The organism is Caballeronia sp. BCC1704, assembly GCF_902833455.1.
Taxonomy (GTDB): domain Bacteria; phylum Pseudomonadota; class Gammaproteobacteria; order Burkholderiales; family Burkholderiaceae; genus Caballeronia.
In genome coordinates, this window is record NZ_CADFFT010000002.1 from 226,460 (window position 1) to 242,308 (window position 15,849).

A 15,849-nucleotide genomic window follows, 5' to 3' on the forward strand; every position below is an offset into this window, starting at 1 on the left:
GATGTGGCTGAACGGACGCAATTCCCGTTCTCATGCATCCAGTATCGACCTTCCCATGACTGGAAGGTCAAGCGCGGTTCTCAGCCGCGCGGCGGATCGCTCAGCGTGGCGGACATGACGTCGGCGAGCGCATGCGCCGCGTCGCCGCCGCGCTGACGCAAGCCCTCGACCGCGCCGAGACGGTCGGCATCGGCCTTGTTCTGCGAGAGCTTGGCCTTGCCGACGAGCCGCGTCACCTCGATCTCGATGCCGACGATCGCGCCCAGCAGCTCGTCGATGTAATCGCGCGGCGCGTCGCCCATCTTCCACGGCGCGGGCTCGGCCGCTTCCATCTTGCGCGTGAGCCGCGCGACGACGCCGCGCACGTACGCTTCGTCGTCGCGCACGGTGATGCGGCCGTGCGCATGCACGACAAAATAATTCCAGGTCGGCACTTGCCGATGCGTTTCCTGCTTGCTCGGATAAAAATTCGGCGAGATATACCCGGCTTCGCCCTGAAAAATCACGAGCACGTTGTCTCCCGGCGCGACTTCCTTCCACACCGGATTGGCCCGTGCCACATGCGCCCGCAGGACGCCGCGCTCGCCCGCGGCCGCTTCGAATTCGAACGGAACATGATTTGCGTCCAGCCCGTTCGGACCGTGCGTGACGAGCGCGCCGAACGGGTTCGCGGCGATCAGCGCGTGAAGCACGTCGGCGCGGTTTTCTTCGAAATGGGCGGGCAGATACATCGGTCGGCTCTGTGACGGTGGCATGAAGAACAGCAGAAAACCCGATGTTACGCGATGCCGGCGCATGCGGTTTGCTTCCGTCATCAGCGCCTGATGACGGTTTTGGCAGCGGCTCCTTGCCTATCATCAGCGGATACGTTAAAACCCGAATTTCGAGATAGTTTCCGCGCCTGTAACAAAGGCGCAAACGTTAAGGCGGCAGCATCGGTTTGCGCGCCGGAAGTTGCGTCAACCCATGCGAAACAAGAACCGGACTCCCATTCGAATGAACCTACCACGACGCTGGACCTTCCCGCTCAACGCCGCTTTCTGTCTAAGCGCAAGCATCGCCGGAGTGAGCCTCCTGTCCGGCTGCGCGGCGAACAAGCCGCCCGAAGCCAAAGCCAGCACCGGCTGGGTGAAGGACCAGGTGGCGGACGCCTACACCTTCGGCTTCCCGCTCGTTGCCTCGGACATCGCCCGCGAGCGCGCGAGCGGCAACGCGGCGCAGTCCGGCCGCGCGCCGCTCAACACCTTCCGGCACGCGAGCGCGCTGCCGCCTGTGGGCGCGGCGGGCTGGCCGAGCGTCGATACGCTCGACTCGACCGCATGGCTGGATGTGTCGGCCGATCCGGTGATCGTCTCGCTGCCCGCCGCGCCGCGCGGGCGATATCTGGACGCGCGCGCCTTCGACGCGTGGACCAACGCGCTCTATTCGAGCGCCGATACCACGCCGTATCCGAAGATGCAGTCGATCGCGTTCGTGCCGGCGGGCTTCAGCGGCACGCTGCCCGCGGATGCCACGCGCGTCGAATGCCGCACGCGCTACGTGTGGCTCTCGGTGCGCGTGCGCGTGAACGGCCCGCGCGACGTGCGCGAGGCGCGCAAGCTGCAAACCGGGATGCGCATCGAGCCGCTCACGCCCGCGAAGGGCTCCGTTGCCGATGCGACGCCCGCCGTCACCGGCGCATGGCCCGGCGGCAGTAGCGGGCAGCAGCCGGCGGTGCCGCCGTTGCCCGCCGCGCCGCCGACGGCATCGCCCGGCGCGCAGGCCGAATCGCTCGACGCAAGGGCCTTCTTCGCGCGTCTTGCCCGCTCGCTCGACGACAACCCGCCCGCCACCGCCGACACGCCCGCGATGAGCCGTCTCGCCGCCATCGGCGTGAAGCCCGGCGAACCGGTGCAGTTCAAGACGACGGACGCGCCGGTGCTCGACGCGGGCATCGCGGAGGCGCGCGAGCGGCTCTCGACCGTGCCGCCCAACGCGATCACGAAGAACGGCTGGACGTGGTTCGGCGACGGCGTCGGCAACTACGGCACCGACTACACGCTGCGCGCCTACCTCGCGCGGCGGCAGACGGCGACGAGCACGAAAGACGGCGAAACGAAGCCGGTCGCATCCGTCGACAGCGACGGTCACGCGCTGAACGGCGCGAACGACTACGTGCTGCACTTCGAGCCGAATCAGCTTCCGCCGGTGCGCGGCTTCTGGACGCTCACGGCCTATACGAAAGACGGCGCGCTCGCCGATGCCAAAGTGCCCCGCCTGTCGCTTTCCGACCGCGACCGCCTGAAGAAGAATCGCGACGGCTCGATCGACGTGATCGTGTCGTCGGAGTCGCCCGGCAAGGCGCGAGCGTCGAACTGGCTGCCCGCGCCCGCGGGCGAGTTCCAGCTCGCCATGCGCCTCTATGCGCCGAAGCCGCAGGCGAGCGACGGCACGTGGGCGCCGCCGCCCGTCCAGCGGCAGTAGCGTCTTTTTTGCGCGGCGTTATCGAAGAGTTTTGACAACGTTGGCGCGGCGCATCGTCGTATACTCGGGCATCCTCCTTCCGAGACGGCGAGATCGCGCCGCGCCGATGCGCGCATCGCGTCGCCGCGCATCGCATGTCAAGCACCACGAAGTCAACGTTCACCACGGCCGGGCAGACCTTGCGCGGCGTGGTCCACGCGCCCCGCACGCGGCGCATCGCCATCGGGTTTGTCGTCGCGCTGCTGGTGATCGGGCTGCTCGGGTTCTTCGTCGCGCCGCCGGTCATCCGGCACGTCGCCGAACAGCAGCTTTCGCAACAGCTCGACCGCCCGGTGAGCATCCGGCGCATCGCGCTCAATCCCTATACGCTCGTTTTCCAAGCCGATGACGTGCATATCGGGGAATCCCGTGCGCAAGGCCCGAACGCGCCGGGCTTCGTGGATGTGTCGCGGCTCGTCGTGCGCACTTCGTGGACGTCGCTGTTCCGGCTTGCGCCGGTGATTGATGAACTGAAGATCGACTCGCCGCGCATCAACATCGTCCGGTACGACGCCGAGCATTTCAATTTCTCCGATCTGATCGCGAAGTTCTCGAAGCCTTCGTCGCCGCCCTCGGACAAGCCCGCGCGGTTTTCCGTGTCGAACATTCGGATCGAGAACGGGCGCATCGTTTTCGACGACAGGCTCACGAAGACCAAGCACACCATCGACCGCTTCGCGCTCGGCATTCCGTTCATCGCGACGTTGCCGTCCGCCACGGACATCTTCGTGACGCCGCTTTTGCAGGCGCGCATCGACGGCTCGCCGCTCGTGCTGAAGGGCCGCACGAAGCCGTTCGCGCAGTCGCGGGAATCGGAAATTGCGCTGACGCTCGACGGGCTCGACGTGCCGCAATTGGCGTTGTATGCGCCCGCCTCGCTGCCGGTCGCGGTCAAGAGCGGCCGGCTTTCGACCGATCTCAACGTGCGTTTCGCGATTGCGGGCGACGTGCCGACCATCCGCATCGACGGCACTGCCGATCTCGCCGACGCCGCCGTGACCGACCGCGCGAACGCGCCGCTCATCGCCGCTCGCGCGCTGCACGTCAAGATCGCGGACATGCAGCCGCTGCGCAGCGTCTATCACTTCGAGGAGATCACGCTGTCCGGGCCGGATGCGCATATCACGCGCGACGCCTCGGGCGTGTACAACGTGACGAGGCTCGCGTCGCCTTCGAAGCCTGAAGCCACGAAGACCGCGGATAGCAAGTCACCGCCGCTCGACCTCGCGATCCGCCATCTCGCCATCGATGGCGGGCGCCTCGCGTATGCCGACGACCTGCTGAAGCAGCATGTCGAAGCCGCGCTGACGAACCTCGCCGTGACGCTCGACGGCTTCTCCACGCTCGGCGAGACGCCCGCGCGCTACACGCTCCAGACGGCGTCGGACAAGGGCGGCACGCTCGCGGCATCGGGCAACGTCACGCTCGCCGCCCACACGGCGGACGCGAAGCTCGCGCTCGACGCGTTGGCGTTGCCGCCGCTGCAGCCGTACATCGCGAACATGGTGGCAGCGCGGGTCGTCGCGGGCACGGTGAGCGCGAATCTGCCGGTGTCGGTCGACTGGTCGAAGCCCGACGCGGGCGCGCAGGTCGGCGCGGGCGATGTCACGGTCGCGGGTCTCACGCTCGTGCCGTCGAACGCGGCGGGCGCAGCGCCGATCAAGCTCGGCTCGGCGGTCGCGAAGATCAGCAAGGTCGATGTGGCCGCGCGCACCGCCGCGCTCGACAGCGTGCGGGCGAGCGGCCTCGCGCTCGAGGCGACGCGCCGCAAAGACGGCAGCATCGATCTGGCGGCGCTCGCGGGACCGCACGAGGCCGCGCCCGAGCAAACGGCGACGCGCAAGGTGCAGAAGGCGCAGCAGGCCGGTCCGGCGTGGCGCTATCAGATCGGTCAGATCGGGCTGGACGGCGCATCGGCGACGTTCACCGACGAAACGCCCGCGCGGCCGGTGAAGCTGAGCGTCGCGCCGCTGTCGGTGGAGCTCAGGCAGTTCAGCGACGACATGACGAAATCGCTTCCCATCGACGGCAAGCTCACGCTCAACGGCCGCGGCGCGCTCGCCGTGAACGGCAATGTGACGCTCAGTCCGCTCAAGGTCGCGCTGCATGTGAAGGGCGATCAGATGGATGTGTCCGCGTTCGAACCGTATTTCGGCGACAAGCTCAACGTCGAAGTGGCGAGCGCCGCGCTCAACGCGAACGGCGACGTCGCGATTTCGGGCAGCGGCAAGACGCTCGCGGCGTCGTACAAGGGCGACGCGTCGCTCACCGACGTGCGCATGATCGACAAGGCGACCTCCGACCGCTTTGCCGGCTGGAAGCTGCTCGGTCTCACGAATCTGAAGGCGAGCTACGGCGAGCGCGGCACGGACGTGGAGGCGGCGCGCGTCACGTTCGCCAATTTCTACGGGCGCGTGCTGCTGGATGCGCAGGGCAAGCTGAACCTGAAGAACGTCGTGGCGAGCGATCACGCGGCGGCGCAATCGGTGACGCAGCCGGCGGCGTCTGCGTCAGCCTCGGCGCCGGTTGCCGCGAGCGCGCCCGCCGACACGGCGAAGTCCGGGCCGCCGGTGAACCTGCGCTTCGGCGAGCTCGTCCTGCAGAACGGCCGCGTCACGTACACCGACAACTTCATCAAGCCGAACTACACGGCGAATCTGGTGGCGATCAACGGGACCATCGGCGCGTTCGGCACGCAATCCACGACGCCCGCGCCCGTCGACGTCACCGCGAAGCTCGCGGCCAACGGACCGGTCTCGATCAAGGGGCAGGTGAATCCGCTGATCGCGAAGCCCGCGCTCGATCTGACCGCGAGCGCGCACGACGTGGAGTTGACCAACCTCACGCCGTATTCGGCGAAGTACGCGGGCTACCCGATCACCAAGGGCAAGCTGAACGTCGATCTGCACTACATGCTCGCCGACGACAAGCTGACGGCGAACAACCACCTGTTCATCGACCAGTTGACCTTTGGCGATCACGTCGACAATCCGAGCGCGACCAAGCTGCCGGTGCGGCTCGCGGTATCGCTCTTGAAGAACTCGCGCGGCGAAATCGACGTGAACATTCCGATTTCCGGCTCGCTGTCGAATCCGGAGTTTTCGGTCGGCGGGCTCGTGTGGCAGGCCATTCTGAACCTCGTGCAGAAGGCCGTCACCGCGCCGTTCTCGCTGCTGGCGCATGCGTTCGGCGGCAACGGCGAGGAGTTGAACTACGTTGAATTCGACGCCGGCTCGGCCACGCTCACGGATGCCGCGCAGAAGAAACTCGACACGATCGCGAAGGCGCTCGCGGACAAGCCGTCGATCCGGCTGGACGTGACCGGCCGCGTCGATCCGAAGGTGGACGAACCGGGCTTGCGCAGCGCGTGGCTCGACGCGCAGGTGAAGCGCGCGAAGGTGCGCGACATGTCGGGTAACGGCGAAAACGTCGACTGGGCGAGCGTGAAGGTGTCCGCCGACGACTACGACAAGTACCTGACGAACGTCTACAAGTCGGCCGATTTCAAGAAGCCGCGCAATATGATCGGTCTGACCAAGACCTTGCCGGATGCCGACATGAAGGCCGCGCTGTTGCAAAACGCGCCGGTCGACGAAGCGTCGTTGCGCGACCTCGCGCAGCGGCGCGCGCAGGCGGTGCAGGAATATTTCGACGGCAAGATTGAAAGCAGCCGGATTTTCGTGGTCGCGCCGAAGTTGACTGCCGACGGCATCGACGATAAAGGCGCGGGAAGCCGCGTCGATCTGGGCCTGAAGTAGCGGCGTTAGCCGAACGGACGATCTCGAAGAATAGCGAGGGGCGAATTACGATGAGCCAAACCGGAGATTCGAAAGAAGACGGGAGTCAGCCGATGGGAACGCCTTACGAGCAGGACGTCGTCGCGTGGGCCAGGGAACAGGCCGCGCTGCTGCGTGCAGGGAAGCTCACCGCCATCGATATCGAACATATCGCAGAGGAAATCGAGGACGTGGGTAGGAGCGAACAACGCGAACTGGCGAGCCGGATGTCGGTGTTGCTGGCGAATTTGTTGAAGTGGACGTATCAGCACGCAAGACGAAGCAAGAGCTGGAGCCATACCATCCGCACGCAGCGCAAAGAAGTGGCATACGCGCTGAACGAAGCGCCGAGCTTGCGCGGAAAGTTCGACGACGCGGCGTGGATCGACGTGGTCTGGTCGCGCGCACGCAATCTCGCGGAATCGGAAACGGGTCTGGATATCGACGCGTTTCCCGGGACCTGCCCCTGGCCGATGGCGCAGGTCCTCGATCCGGAGTTTTACCCCGATTGAGCGGAGGCCCGCGCCCGCTCTAATGCGCCCCCGCCGCGGCCCCACCTCCACCGCCCTTCGCCACCTTCGTGATCCAGATGAGCGGGATGATCAGAATGAAGATCACCGCCGAGATCAGGAAGATATCGTTCAGGCCCATCATCGCGGCCTGCGAATTCACGGTGAAGTTGAACATGCCGCGCGCCTGTGCTTCGCTGATATCGAGCGTCGATTGCGACGCGCCGAGCGCCTGCCAGAACGTCGGGTTGAAGGCATTCGCCTGCTCGGTCAGCCGTTCGTGATGCAGCGCGATGCGATCGTCCCACGCATTGCCGGCGAGCGACGTGCCCACAGCGCCGCAAAACACCCGCGCGAAATTCGATAAACCGGCCGCCGCCGGAATCTTCGAAGGCGGCAGGCCCGATAGCACGATGGCCGTCAGCGGCACGAAGAACATCGCCATCGGAATGCCCTGAAGCAGCGTCGGCAGCACGAGGTGGAACGTGTCGATCTCGATCACGTATTTCGAGCGCAGCCAGAACACGAACGCGAAGCCGATGAACGCCATGGTCGCGATCACGCGGGCGTCGCTGCGCGGCAGGATCTTGCCCATGATCGGCGCGAGTATCACGGCGAAGACGCCGAGCGGCGCGGTGACGAGCCCGGCATCGACGGAACGGTAGTTCAGGTACTGCTGCATCCACTGCGGCAACAGCACGAGGTTGCCGAAGAACACGCCATACGCCACCGAAATGGCCACCGTCCCGCCGAAGAAATTGCGCCCGGTGAAGAGCCGCAAATCGACCACCGGATTCGCCTCCGTCAGTTCCCACACGACGAAGAACGCAAACGAAATGGCCGCGACGATTGCCAGCACGACGATCACCGGCGACGAGAACCAGTCGAGGTCGCGTCCCTTGTCGAGCATGATCTGCAGCGACGCCACCCACGCGACGAGCAGCGCGAGCCCGATCACGTCGATCGGCGCCTTGCGCGTCGGCGATTCACGCGTGCGGTAGATGAACCACGTCACGCCCGCCGCGAAGATGCCCACCGGTATGTTGATGTAAAAGATCCACGACCACGAATAGCTGTCGGTGATCCAGCCGCCGAGCGCGGGGCCGGCAATCGGCCCGACGGTCGCAGTCATCGCCCAGAGCGAGAGCGCCATCGACGCTTTCTCTTTCGGATACGAGCCGAGCAGAATGGCCTGCGAAAGCGGAATCAGCGGCCCGGCCACCGCGCCTTGCAGCACGCGGGCAATCAGCAGCACCGGCAGATTCGGCGCGAGCCCGCAGAGCCAAGACGACAGCACGAACATGAGAATCGCGCCGACGAAAAGCCGGATCTGCCCGAGCCGTTGCGTGAGCCAGCCGGTCAGCGGAATGGAAACCGCGTTCGACGCCGCGAACACGGTGATGACCCACGTGCCTTCGTTCACCGACACGCCGAGGTTGCCGGAGATCGTCGGAATCGCGACGTTGGCAATCGACGAGTCCAGCACGTTCATGAAGGTCGCGAGCGCCACGGCGAAGGTGGCGAGCACGAGTTGGCCGCCCTTGAGCGGCGGTGGTGGCGGTGCGGCGTTGGTTTGCGGCGGCGTGCTCATGCAGTTCCCGGCGAAGCGCCGCGACGGTGAAATCGCGGCTGGATGTCAACGAATCCGCCAGTGTGCCTGCGCTTCAAAAAAGCTGCACAGCCGCCGCCACGCAGCTTACTTCGCTGAAATGTCGATGTTGCCGAGATACTTCTTCGCGTACTTGTCGATGGTGCCGTCCGCCTTCACCTTCGCGATGGCCGCGTCGAGCTTGGTCTTCAGCGCATCGTCGCCCTTGCGGATGCCGTACGCGATGCCGCTGCCGAGAATCTTGTCGTCGCGCACCGGCGCGCCGGCAAACGAAAAGCCTTCGCCGTCGGGCTTCGAGAGGAAGCCACTTTGTCCGGCGGGCGCGAGCACGAGCGTCGCGTCGAGACGGCCGGACTTGAGGTCCGCATAGACCTGATTCTGGTCCTGATACGGCACGATCTTCACGCCTTCATTCTCCCAGTGCGCCTTGGCGAACGTTTCCTGAATGGAGCCTTGCAGCACGCCCACGCTCTTGCCTTTGAGCGCCGCCGCCGTCGGCTCGATCCCGCTGCCGGTCTTCGCGATGAGTTGCGTCGGCACGCGATACACGACCGTCGTGAAGTCGATCGCCTGGCGGCGCTGCTCGGTGGCGTTCATCGCGGAATTGATCGCGTCGAACTTGCGGCCCTGCAGCGCGGGAATCAGGCCGTCGAACGACGTTTCGACCCATTTGCACTGCATCTTCGCGGCGGCGCAGACGGCGTTGCCGACGTCGATATCGAGTCCTTGCAGTTCGCCCGTCGCCGATTTCGATTCGAACGGCGGGTACTGCGCTTCGACGCCGAAGCGCAGGGTGTCGGCGGCGAGCGCCGCGCCGCTCGCGAGCGAGCACGCGACGAAAAGCGCGGCGGCGAGGTGGTTGTTCTTCATCGTGGTCTCCGGGAAATCAAAGGGCTAGATCTGGCAAAGGCGGCGCGCGCCTTCGACGAGCGTATCGTCGTCCTTCGCGAACGACAGGCGAATCAGGCGATTGTCGGTGCCGTCCGTGTAGAACGCGGACAGCGGAATGGTCGCGACGCGCGCCTCGCGGATCAGCCGCAGCACGAAATCGCTGTCGGGCGCGTCCGAGATGGCGCTGTAGCGCGCGAGCATGAAGAAACTGCCTGCGCTCGGCAACAGTTCGAAACGCGAGCCGGCGAGCGCGCGGGCGAGCACGTCGCGCTTGTGCTGATAGAACGGCCCGAGGTTCAGATAGCTCGATTCGTCGGCGAGCGCCTCGGCGAACGCCATTTGCATCGGCGTGTCGGCGGAGAAGGTCATGAACTGGTGAATCTTGCGGATCTCGGCGGTCAGCGCGGCCGGCGCGAGGCAATAGCCGACGCGCCAGCCCGTCACGTGATACGACTTGCCGAACGACGACACGATCACGCTGCGTTCGGCGAGCGCCGGATAACGCGCCATGCCGTGATGCGGCGCGCCGTCGAACACGACGTGCTCGTACACTTCGTCTGACAGCACGACGATTTTCGTATCGCGCGTGAGCGCCGTGAGCCGCTTGATGTCGGCGGGCGTGAACGCGCTGCCTGTCGGATTGTGCGGCGTGTTGACGAGAATCATGCGCGTCTTCGGCGTGATGGCGGCGGCGACTTCGTCCCAGTCGATGCGAAAATTTTCCGGCGACAGCTTGATCGCGATCGGCGTCGCGCCCTGAAGCTGCACGATCGGCGCGTAGCTGTCGAACGACGGCTCGAAGTAGATCACCTCGTCGCCGGGATGCACGAGCGCGCTGATGCTCGCATACAGCCCTTCGCTCGCGCTCGCGACCACGGTCACTTCCGTGCCCGGATCGTACTGCGCGCCGTAGACCTTCTGCGTCTTGACGGCGATGGCCTCGCGCAGTGCCAGCACGCCGGACATCGGCGAATACTGGTTATGTCCTGCCTGCATGGCTCGCGTGACGCCTTCGACGAGCCTCGGATCGCACGCGAAATTCGGCGCGCCCTGCGACAGGTTCAGCGCGTGATGCTCTTCGGCAAGCTGGCCGATGACCGTGAAAATGGTGGTGCCGACTTTCGGCAGCTTCGATTCGGGAATGCAGGCGCTGTGCACGACGGCTCGCTCCAATAGACAGTGCGACGATTCAACCGCGGCAATAAACGGCCGACAATCGAAACTTTGTCATACTAGCCATGTGCGCCGCTCATGGCTCCTTTCGTTAACCCGATGAAACCGCTGCCCTCGCTCGACGTTCTCAAGACTTTTCTCGTGGTCGCCCAGAAGCTGAACTTCACGCGCGCCGCCGATGCGCTCAACGTGACGCAGGGCGCGGTCAGCCGGCAGATCGCGGGACTGGAGGCGCAGCTGGGCTACGCGCTGTTCGTGCGGCAGGCGCGCGGGCTTGCGCTCACGCATCACGGCGCGCTGCTGATCGCGCCGTTGCAGCAGGCGTTCGCGCAGATCGGCGACGCGCTCGCCAAGGGCGGCAGCGCATCCGGCACCTTGCGCGTCAAGTGTCCGACGTGCGCGATGCGCTGGGTGCTTCCGCGCGTGATCCGGCTGCAGAACGAGCGGCCCGAACAGGTCGTGGAAGTGACGGCGTCGGTGTCGCACGGCGTCGAGTTCAATGCGGAACAGTTCGACGCCGCCATCGTCTTCAGCCCGACGTCCGCCAAGCCGTCGGGCAAGGGCCTGACGGTGCATCATCTGTTCGATGAAGTGCTCACGCCGGTCTGCGCGCCCGAACTCTGGAAACCGCGCGGCAACGCGGAGCCGACGCCCGACGACCTCGCGGGCCAGACGCTGCTGCACCCGACGCGCGATCGCCGCGACTGGCTCTTGTGGCTCGGCGCTTACGGCTACGACGGCTTGCCGTCCGCGAAGGCGCAGCATTTCGACACGCTCGACCTCGCGATCTCGTCGGCGATGCAGGGCCTGGGCGTCACGATCGGCGATGTCTCGCTGATCGAAGAAGACCTGCGCGCGAAACGCGTGATCGCGCCATTCGCGTTGCGCGTGCCGAGCGGCGCGGCCTACTACCTCGTCTATCCGGAGCGGCCGGCGCCGTCGCCCGCGTTGCAGCAGTTCGCGCAGTGGCTGAACGGCGAAGCCGCGGCCACGCGCGACAACCTGCGTTCTCAATAGCGCCTACATGCCGTGCTTGGTGACGACGGTTTCCCACTGCCCGTTCTTCACCTGATACAGCGTCGACGACGCGTTTTTCAGCGCGCCGTTGTCGTCGAACGCAATGGGACCTGTGATGCCCTCGAACGAAATCTTCTTCAGCACCGGGCGATACACCTTCGGATCGGCGGAATTCGCTTTCTCCATCGCGTGCATCGCCGCCCACGCCGCGTCGTAGCCGAACGGCGCGTACGACAGAATCGCGACGCCGAAGCGCTTCTGGAACTTGTCGCTGAACGCCTTGCCTTGCGGCAGCTTGTCGAGCGGGCTGCCGTATTCCCACGCCTGCGCGCCTTCGGCGGCGTCGCCCGCGAGCTTCAGGAAATCGGCGTCCATCACGCCGCCGCCGCCTACGAACTGTGCGTTGACGCCGAGCTGCTTCATGCGCTTGACGACCGCCGCCGCTTGCCGGTCCAGTCCGCCGAAGAAAATCAGGTCCGCGTTCAGGGCCTTGATGCGCGTGAGTTGCGCGCTGAAATCGACGGTCTGGTTGTCGCTGAATTCGCGGCCGACGATATTGCCGCCTTTCGCCTTCACCGCTTTCTCGAACTCGTCGGCTTCGCCCTGACCGAAGGCCGTGCGGTCGTCGATGATCGCGATGCGCTTCGCTTTCGTCGTCGTCACCGCATAGGCGCCGGCATTGCCCGCGTTCTGGGCGTCGCTGGAAATCACCGTGAACACGTTCTCGAGGCCGCGCGTGGTGATCGTCGGATTCGTCGCGGCCGGATCGATCATCGGAATGCCGGCGTTGTTGTAGATGGGCGAAGCGGGCAGCGTCGTGCCGGAATTGAAATGACCGACGACGACCGCCACGCCGTCATCGACGAGCTTCTGCGCCGCCTGCACGCCGACGCGCGGGTCCGCCTGATCGTCTTCCGCCTGAATCTCGAACTTCGCCGTCTTGCCGCCGATGCTGATCTTCTTGGCGTTCGCCTCGTCGAGCGCGAGCTGCACGCCGTTCTGGAGATCCTTCCCGTAGCCCGCGTTCGCGCCCGTGAGCGGCGCGGCGAAGCCGATCTTAACCGTGACGTCTTCGGCGGCGGCGGTCATGGGCGCGGCGGCGAATGCGGCGCTCGCGCACGCCACCAGCCATGCCAAGGGTTTGACGCTCGTACGGATACGCATGGTTTCCTCTCCTTTTGTGGTTTGGCAATCCAGGAACGCGGCTACTGCATGGAACATGACCAATTACCCGCCCGCAAGACGGAGTTGCCCTCGGCGCGGCGAAAGTCGCATCCGGACCCGCATGGCGGCGGACAAGCGCAATGTAGGAAGCCAAATTGGCGGCGTCTTGTCGATTCGTCGCGCGGCAACTGCGGATTTCGGCACAGGCGCGGCAGGGCGCTTTTCCAGACGCGGCGCGGCGTCACGCGTTTCGCCGAGCCCGGGCGCGCGACGATTCGTGCCGCGTCATGCGCTTGGCCTATCGCGCCGATGAAAACGCGCCATTTGACACGAGTGCATATACACATATAAGCTACGAGTCATGTCAACGCACTCATCTCCTCTCGACTGCAACTGCTTCGCCATCCGGCAGGCCGCGCGATATGTATCGCAACTCTACGAGCGGCACATGGGCGAAGTCGGCCTGACTTCGGCGCAATTCACGCTGCTCGCGTCGATTGCGCGCAAGCCCGGCGTGCAGATGGTCGAGCTCGCGGACGCCATGGTCATGGACCGCACGACGCTCGTGCGCGCGCTCAAGCCGCTTCAGCGCGACGGCATGGTGCAGGCGGATCAGCAGTCGCCGAATTCGCGCGCGGTCGGTCTCACGTTGACGGCCGCAGGTAAGGCGCTGCTCGCGCAGGGCGTCGAGAAGTGGCGGACGGCGCAGGCCGAATTCGAGCAGAAATACGGCGAGAAGCGCGCGAAGTCGTTGCGTCAGATGCTGTTTGAGATCACCGCAATGGATTGAGTCCAGCAAACCGGGCACGCAGGGCCGCGTGCCTTTTTTATGTCGGCTAAAGTGCATATTCACTAACAGGAGCAGTCATGCAGATCAAGGGAAAGGTCGTACTCGTCACCGGCGCGAACCGCGGTCTCGGCAAGCAGTTCGCGAAGTCGCTGTTGCAGGCGGGCGCCGCCAAGGTTTATGCGGCGGCGCGCGATCCGGGCAGCGTGGATATCGAAGGCGTCGAAGCCATCCGCCTCGACGTCACGAAGCCTGCCGACATCGCCGAAGCCGCAGCCAAGTACACAGACGTGCAGATCGTCATCAACAACGCGGGGGCGTTGGCGCGCGGCGCGCTGGTCGATCCGGCATCGACGCAAGACATGCGCGATCTTTTCGAAGTCAATGTGATCGGTCCGCTCGCCGTGACGCAGGCGTTCGCGCCCACGCTCAAGAAGAACGGCGGCGGCGCGGTCATCAACGTACTGTCCGTGCTGAGCTGGGTCGCGCTGCCGGATGCGGGCGCGTACAGCGCGTCGAAGTCGGCGGCGTGGGCCGTGACCAACGCGCTGCGCGGCGAGCTGCGCGGACAGGGTACGCTCGTGGTCGGCGTGCATCCGGGCTACATCGACACCGACATGGTCGCCGAAGTCGACGCGCCGAAAACATCGCCCGCGAGCGTGGTCGAGCAAGTGCTCGCGGCTGTCGAGCGAGACGAAGAAGAAGTGCTCGTCGATGACACCGGCCGCGGCGTCAAGCAGTCGCTGTCGACCGCGAAGCCGATTTACATCACCGGCATTCCCGGTTAAGCCGGCCTCTGCGCCTTCTGCATTTCTTCGAAGCCGGCGGCGGCTTCCTGCACGTCGGACGGGAAGTCGCCGAACTCCTGCACTTGGCGCACTTCGATGATCTCGTTCGCCGAAGCGGGACACCGCTTCGCCCATTCGATCGCCTCTTCGCGCGACTTCACCTGAATCATCCAGTAGCCGCCGAGCACTTCCTTGGCTTCCGCGAACGGCCCGTCGGTCACGCGCGGCTTGCCGCCTTCGAACGTGACGCGCGCGCCCATCGACGGCGGATGAAGTCCGTCGAGCGCCAGCAGCACGCCGGCCTTCTGCAACTCTTCGTTATACTTCATCATCGCGGCGACGGCTTCAGCGCTCGGCATCGCGCCGGGCTCCGCGCTTTCGTAGCCGCGCGGGATCATCAGCATCATGAATCGCATGGAGTGCTCCTGTTCGAGGTCGACAAACGCGCGGTTCCGCGCGTTCACACCTTACGACGCGCACGCCGCCACGCGATCGACACGAGCCGTCGAACTTTCGCTTAGGCGTTTATCCCTATCCGATTCGGGTTGCCTTCCGGACAAACACCGTCGAATAATGTAATCCATTACATTTCGTTCGCCGCCCGGCACGCAGCATGTCCGATCCCGTGCGTCCTCCCGAGGAAGTATCGATTGCCGACGTTGCCCGGCGTGCCGGCGTGTCCGTCGCCACGGTGTCGCGCGTGCTCAATAGCCACAGCAACGTGCGCGAGGCCACGCGCGAGAAGGTACGCGAGGCGGTCGCGGCGAGCGGCTATCGCGTGAACGAGCTTGCGCGCAATCTGCGCACGGCCGAAAGCCGCCTGCTTCTCACGATGGTCCCCGACTTCGGCAACCCGTTCTATGCGGCCATCGTGCGCGGCATCGACACGGTCGCGCGCCAGAACGGCTACTTCATGCTTCTCTGCGACACGGGCGCCGATCCATTGCGCGAGCGCAGCTACTTCGACCTGCTGCGCGGGCGTCGCGCGGACGGCGCCATCTGTCTCGACCCTGCCGCCGTGCAGAAGGCGCTCGTCGAGCAGGCGTCGACGCTGCCGTGGGTCGCGTGTTGCGAATTCGATCCGGCCGCGCGCGTGCCTTACGTGGGCATCGACAACCATCTTGCCGCAGGCGATGTCGTGCGTTATCTGTTGGACAAGGGCCACGAGCGCATCGCGCTGATCAACTCGGGCGAAGGCTATCTGTATGGCCGACAGCGCCTCGCGGGGTATCGCGATGCGCTGCAGGCCGCGGGCATCGTCGCGAATCCGGCGTGGCAAGTCGAACTGGACAGCCTCGATTACGACGCCGGCGAGCGCGCCGCCCGGCAGCTCGCGTCGCTCGGGCGCGACCGGCCGACCGCGATTTTCGCGGTGTCGGACACGCTTGCCATCGGCGTGCTGAACGGCCTGCGCAGCGCGGGGCTGCGCGTGCCGGAAGATGTCGCGGTCGTCGGATTCGATGACATCGCGGTGGCCGCCCACGCCGTGCCGCCGCTTACGACCGTCGCGCAGCCGATGCGCGCGCTCGGCGAGACGGCGGCGGAACTCTTGCTCAAGCGCCTGCGCGATCCGCGCGCGGAGGTGCCGGGCGTGCTGCTGCCGCATCGCCTGATACAACGAAGGAGCGCCTGA

13 protein-coding genes are annotated in these 15,849 nt (G+C 65.7%); 7 read left to right on the forward strand and 6 right to left on the reverse strand.

All coding sequences use genetic code 11. The features are described from left to right. Nucleotides 1–80 precede the first annotated feature (80 nt). Nucleotides 81–731 carry an FMN-binding negative transcriptional regulator gene (locus HWX53_RS10855; protein WP_175940859.1) on the reverse strand — a complete coding sequence of 217 codons (651 nt, stop codon included), beginning with the start codon at nucleotides 729–731 and terminating at the stop codon, nucleotides 81–83. A 265-nt stretch (nucleotides 732–996) separates the two neighbouring features. Between HWX53_RS10855 and HWX53_RS10860 the strand changes: the two genes are divergently transcribed. The 3 genes from HWX53_RS10860 (at nucleotide 997) to HWX53_RS10870 (ending at nucleotide 6,790) form a co-directional block, all read left to right on the forward strand. After that, a complete protein-coding gene (locus HWX53_RS10860) occupies nucleotides 997–2,463 on the forward strand; it encodes a DUF1214 domain-containing protein (RefSeq protein WP_175940860.1) in 1,467 nt (488 codons plus the stop codon). 134 nt (nucleotides 2,464–2,597) lie between these two features. Then, entirely contained in the window at nucleotides 2,598–6,260 is a 3,663-nt protein-coding gene (locus HWX53_RS10865) for a DUF748 domain-containing protein (protein WP_175940861.1), read from the forward strand. Between the two features lie 92 nt (nucleotides 6,261–6,352). Beyond that, complete coding sequence (locus HWX53_RS10870; RefSeq protein ID WP_175940862.1) at nucleotides 6,353–6,790, forward strand: DUF29 domain-containing protein; 438 nt, start codon at nucleotides 6,353–6,355, stop codon at nucleotides 6,788–6,790. Between the two features lie 19 nt (nucleotides 6,791–6,809). Here HWX53_RS10870 and HWX53_RS10875 read toward each other — a convergent pair whose 3' ends face one another. The 3 genes from HWX53_RS10875 to HWX53_RS10885 form a co-directional block, all read right to left on the reverse strand. After that, entirely contained in the window at nucleotides 6,810–8,378 is a 1,569-nt protein-coding gene (locus HWX53_RS10875) for a DHA2 family efflux MFS transporter permease subunit (RefSeq protein ID WP_175940863.1), read from the reverse strand. Between the two features lie 105 nt (nucleotides 8,379–8,483). Further along, nucleotides 8,484–9,266: an ABC transporter substrate-binding protein gene (locus tag HWX53_RS10880; RefSeq protein ID WP_175940864.1), complete on the reverse strand. Its 783-nt coding sequence runs from the start codon at nucleotides 9,264–9,266 to the stop codon at nucleotides 8,484–8,486. 24 nt (nucleotides 9,267–9,290) lie between these two features. Further along, complete coding sequence (locus HWX53_RS10885; protein ID WP_175940865.1) at nucleotides 9,291–10,445, reverse strand: methionine aminotransferase; 1,155 nt, start codon at nucleotides 10,443–10,445, stop codon at nucleotides 9,291–9,293. Nucleotides 10,446–10,538: 93 nt separating this feature from the next. Between HWX53_RS10885 and HWX53_RS10890 the strand changes: the two genes are divergently transcribed. Beyond that, a complete protein-coding gene (locus HWX53_RS10890; protein WP_244140072.1) occupies nucleotides 10,539–11,477 on the forward strand; it encodes a LysR substrate-binding domain-containing protein in 939 nt (312 codons plus the stop codon). Between the two features lie 3 nt (nucleotides 11,478–11,480). Here the strand turns inward: HWX53_RS10890 and HWX53_RS10895 are convergent, their stop codons facing one another. Next, the gene (locus tag HWX53_RS10895; RefSeq protein WP_175940866.1) at nucleotides 11,481–12,641 is read right to left on the reverse strand and encodes a branched-chain amino acid ABC transporter substrate-binding protein; all 1,161 of its coding nucleotides are present in this window, start codon (nucleotides 12,639–12,641) and stop codon (nucleotides 11,481–11,483) included. 361 nt (nucleotides 12,642–13,002) lie between these two features. Between HWX53_RS10895 and HWX53_RS10900 the strand changes: the two genes are divergently transcribed. Beyond that, a complete protein-coding gene (locus tag HWX53_RS10900) occupies nucleotides 13,003–13,431 on the forward strand; it encodes a MarR family winged helix-turn-helix transcriptional regulator (RefSeq protein WP_175940867.1) in 429 nt (142 codons plus the stop codon). A 77-nt stretch (nucleotides 13,432–13,508) separates the two neighbouring features. Continuing rightward, nucleotides 13,509–14,216, forward strand: a complete 708-nt coding sequence (locus HWX53_RS10905) for an SDR family oxidoreductase (protein ID WP_175940868.1) — start codon at nucleotides 13,509–13,511, stop codon at nucleotides 14,214–14,216. Here HWX53_RS10905 and HWX53_RS10910 read toward each other — a convergent pair. Further along, nucleotides 14,213–14,632, reverse strand: coding sequence for a YciI family protein (locus HWX53_RS10910; RefSeq protein WP_175940869.1), 420 nt, complete (start codon nucleotides 14,630–14,632; stop codon nucleotides 14,213–14,215). The genes HWX53_RS10905 and HWX53_RS10910 overlap by 4 nt on opposite strands. A gap of 197 nt (nucleotides 14,633–14,829) precedes the next feature. Between HWX53_RS10910 and HWX53_RS10915 the strand changes: the two genes are divergently transcribed. Continuing rightward, nucleotides 14,830–15,849, forward strand: coding sequence for a LacI family DNA-binding transcriptional regulator (locus HWX53_RS10915; RefSeq protein ID WP_175940870.1), 1,020 nt, complete (start codon nucleotides 14,830–14,832; stop codon nucleotides 15,847–15,849).

Bases quoted from the DNA above. Each gene is read 5' to 3' on its own strand.
- HWX53_RS10855 (WP_175940859.1), bottom strand. From the start codon at position 731: ATGTATCTGCCCGCCCATTTCGAAGAAAACCGCGCCGACGTGCTTCAC.
- HWX53_RS10860 (WP_175940860.1), top strand. From the start codon at position 997: ATGAACCTACCACGACGCTGGACCTTCCCGCTCAACGCCGCTTTCTGT.
- HWX53_RS10865 (WP_175940861.1), top strand. From the start codon at position 2,598: ATGTCAAGCACCACGAAGTCAACGTTCACCACGGCCGGGCAGACCTTG.
- HWX53_RS10870 (WP_175940862.1), top strand. From the start codon at position 6,353: ATGGGAACGCCTTACGAGCAGGACGTCGTCGCGTGGGCCAGGGAACAG.
- HWX53_RS10875 (WP_175940863.1), bottom strand. From the start codon at position 8,378: ATGAGCACGCCGCCGCAAACCAACGCCGCACCGCCACCACCGCCGCTC.
- HWX53_RS10880 (WP_175940864.1), bottom strand. From the start codon at position 9,266: ATGAAGAACAACCACCTCGCCGCCGCGCTTTTCGTCGCGTGCTCGCTC.
- HWX53_RS10890 (WP_244140072.1), top strand. From the start codon at position 10,539: ATGGCTCCTTTCGTTAACCCGATGAAACCGCTGCCCTCGCTCGACGTT.
- HWX53_RS10895 (WP_175940866.1), bottom strand. From the start codon at position 12,641: ATGCGTATCCGTACGAGCGTCAAACCCTTGGCATGGCTGGTGGCGTGC.
- HWX53_RS10900 (WP_175940867.1), top strand. From the start codon at position 13,003: ATGTCAACGCACTCATCTCCTCTCGACTGCAACTGCTTCGCCATCCGG.
- HWX53_RS10905 (WP_175940868.1), top strand. From the start codon at position 13,509: ATGCAGATCAAGGGAAAGGTCGTACTCGTCACCGGCGCGAACCGCGGT.
- HWX53_RS10910 (WP_175940869.1), bottom strand. From the start codon at position 14,632: ATGCGATTCATGATGCTGATGATCCCGCGCGGCTACGAAAGCGCGGAG.
- HWX53_RS10915 (WP_175940870.1), top strand. From the start codon at position 14,830: ATGTCCGATCCCGTGCGTCCTCCCGAGGAAGTATCGATTGCCGACGTT.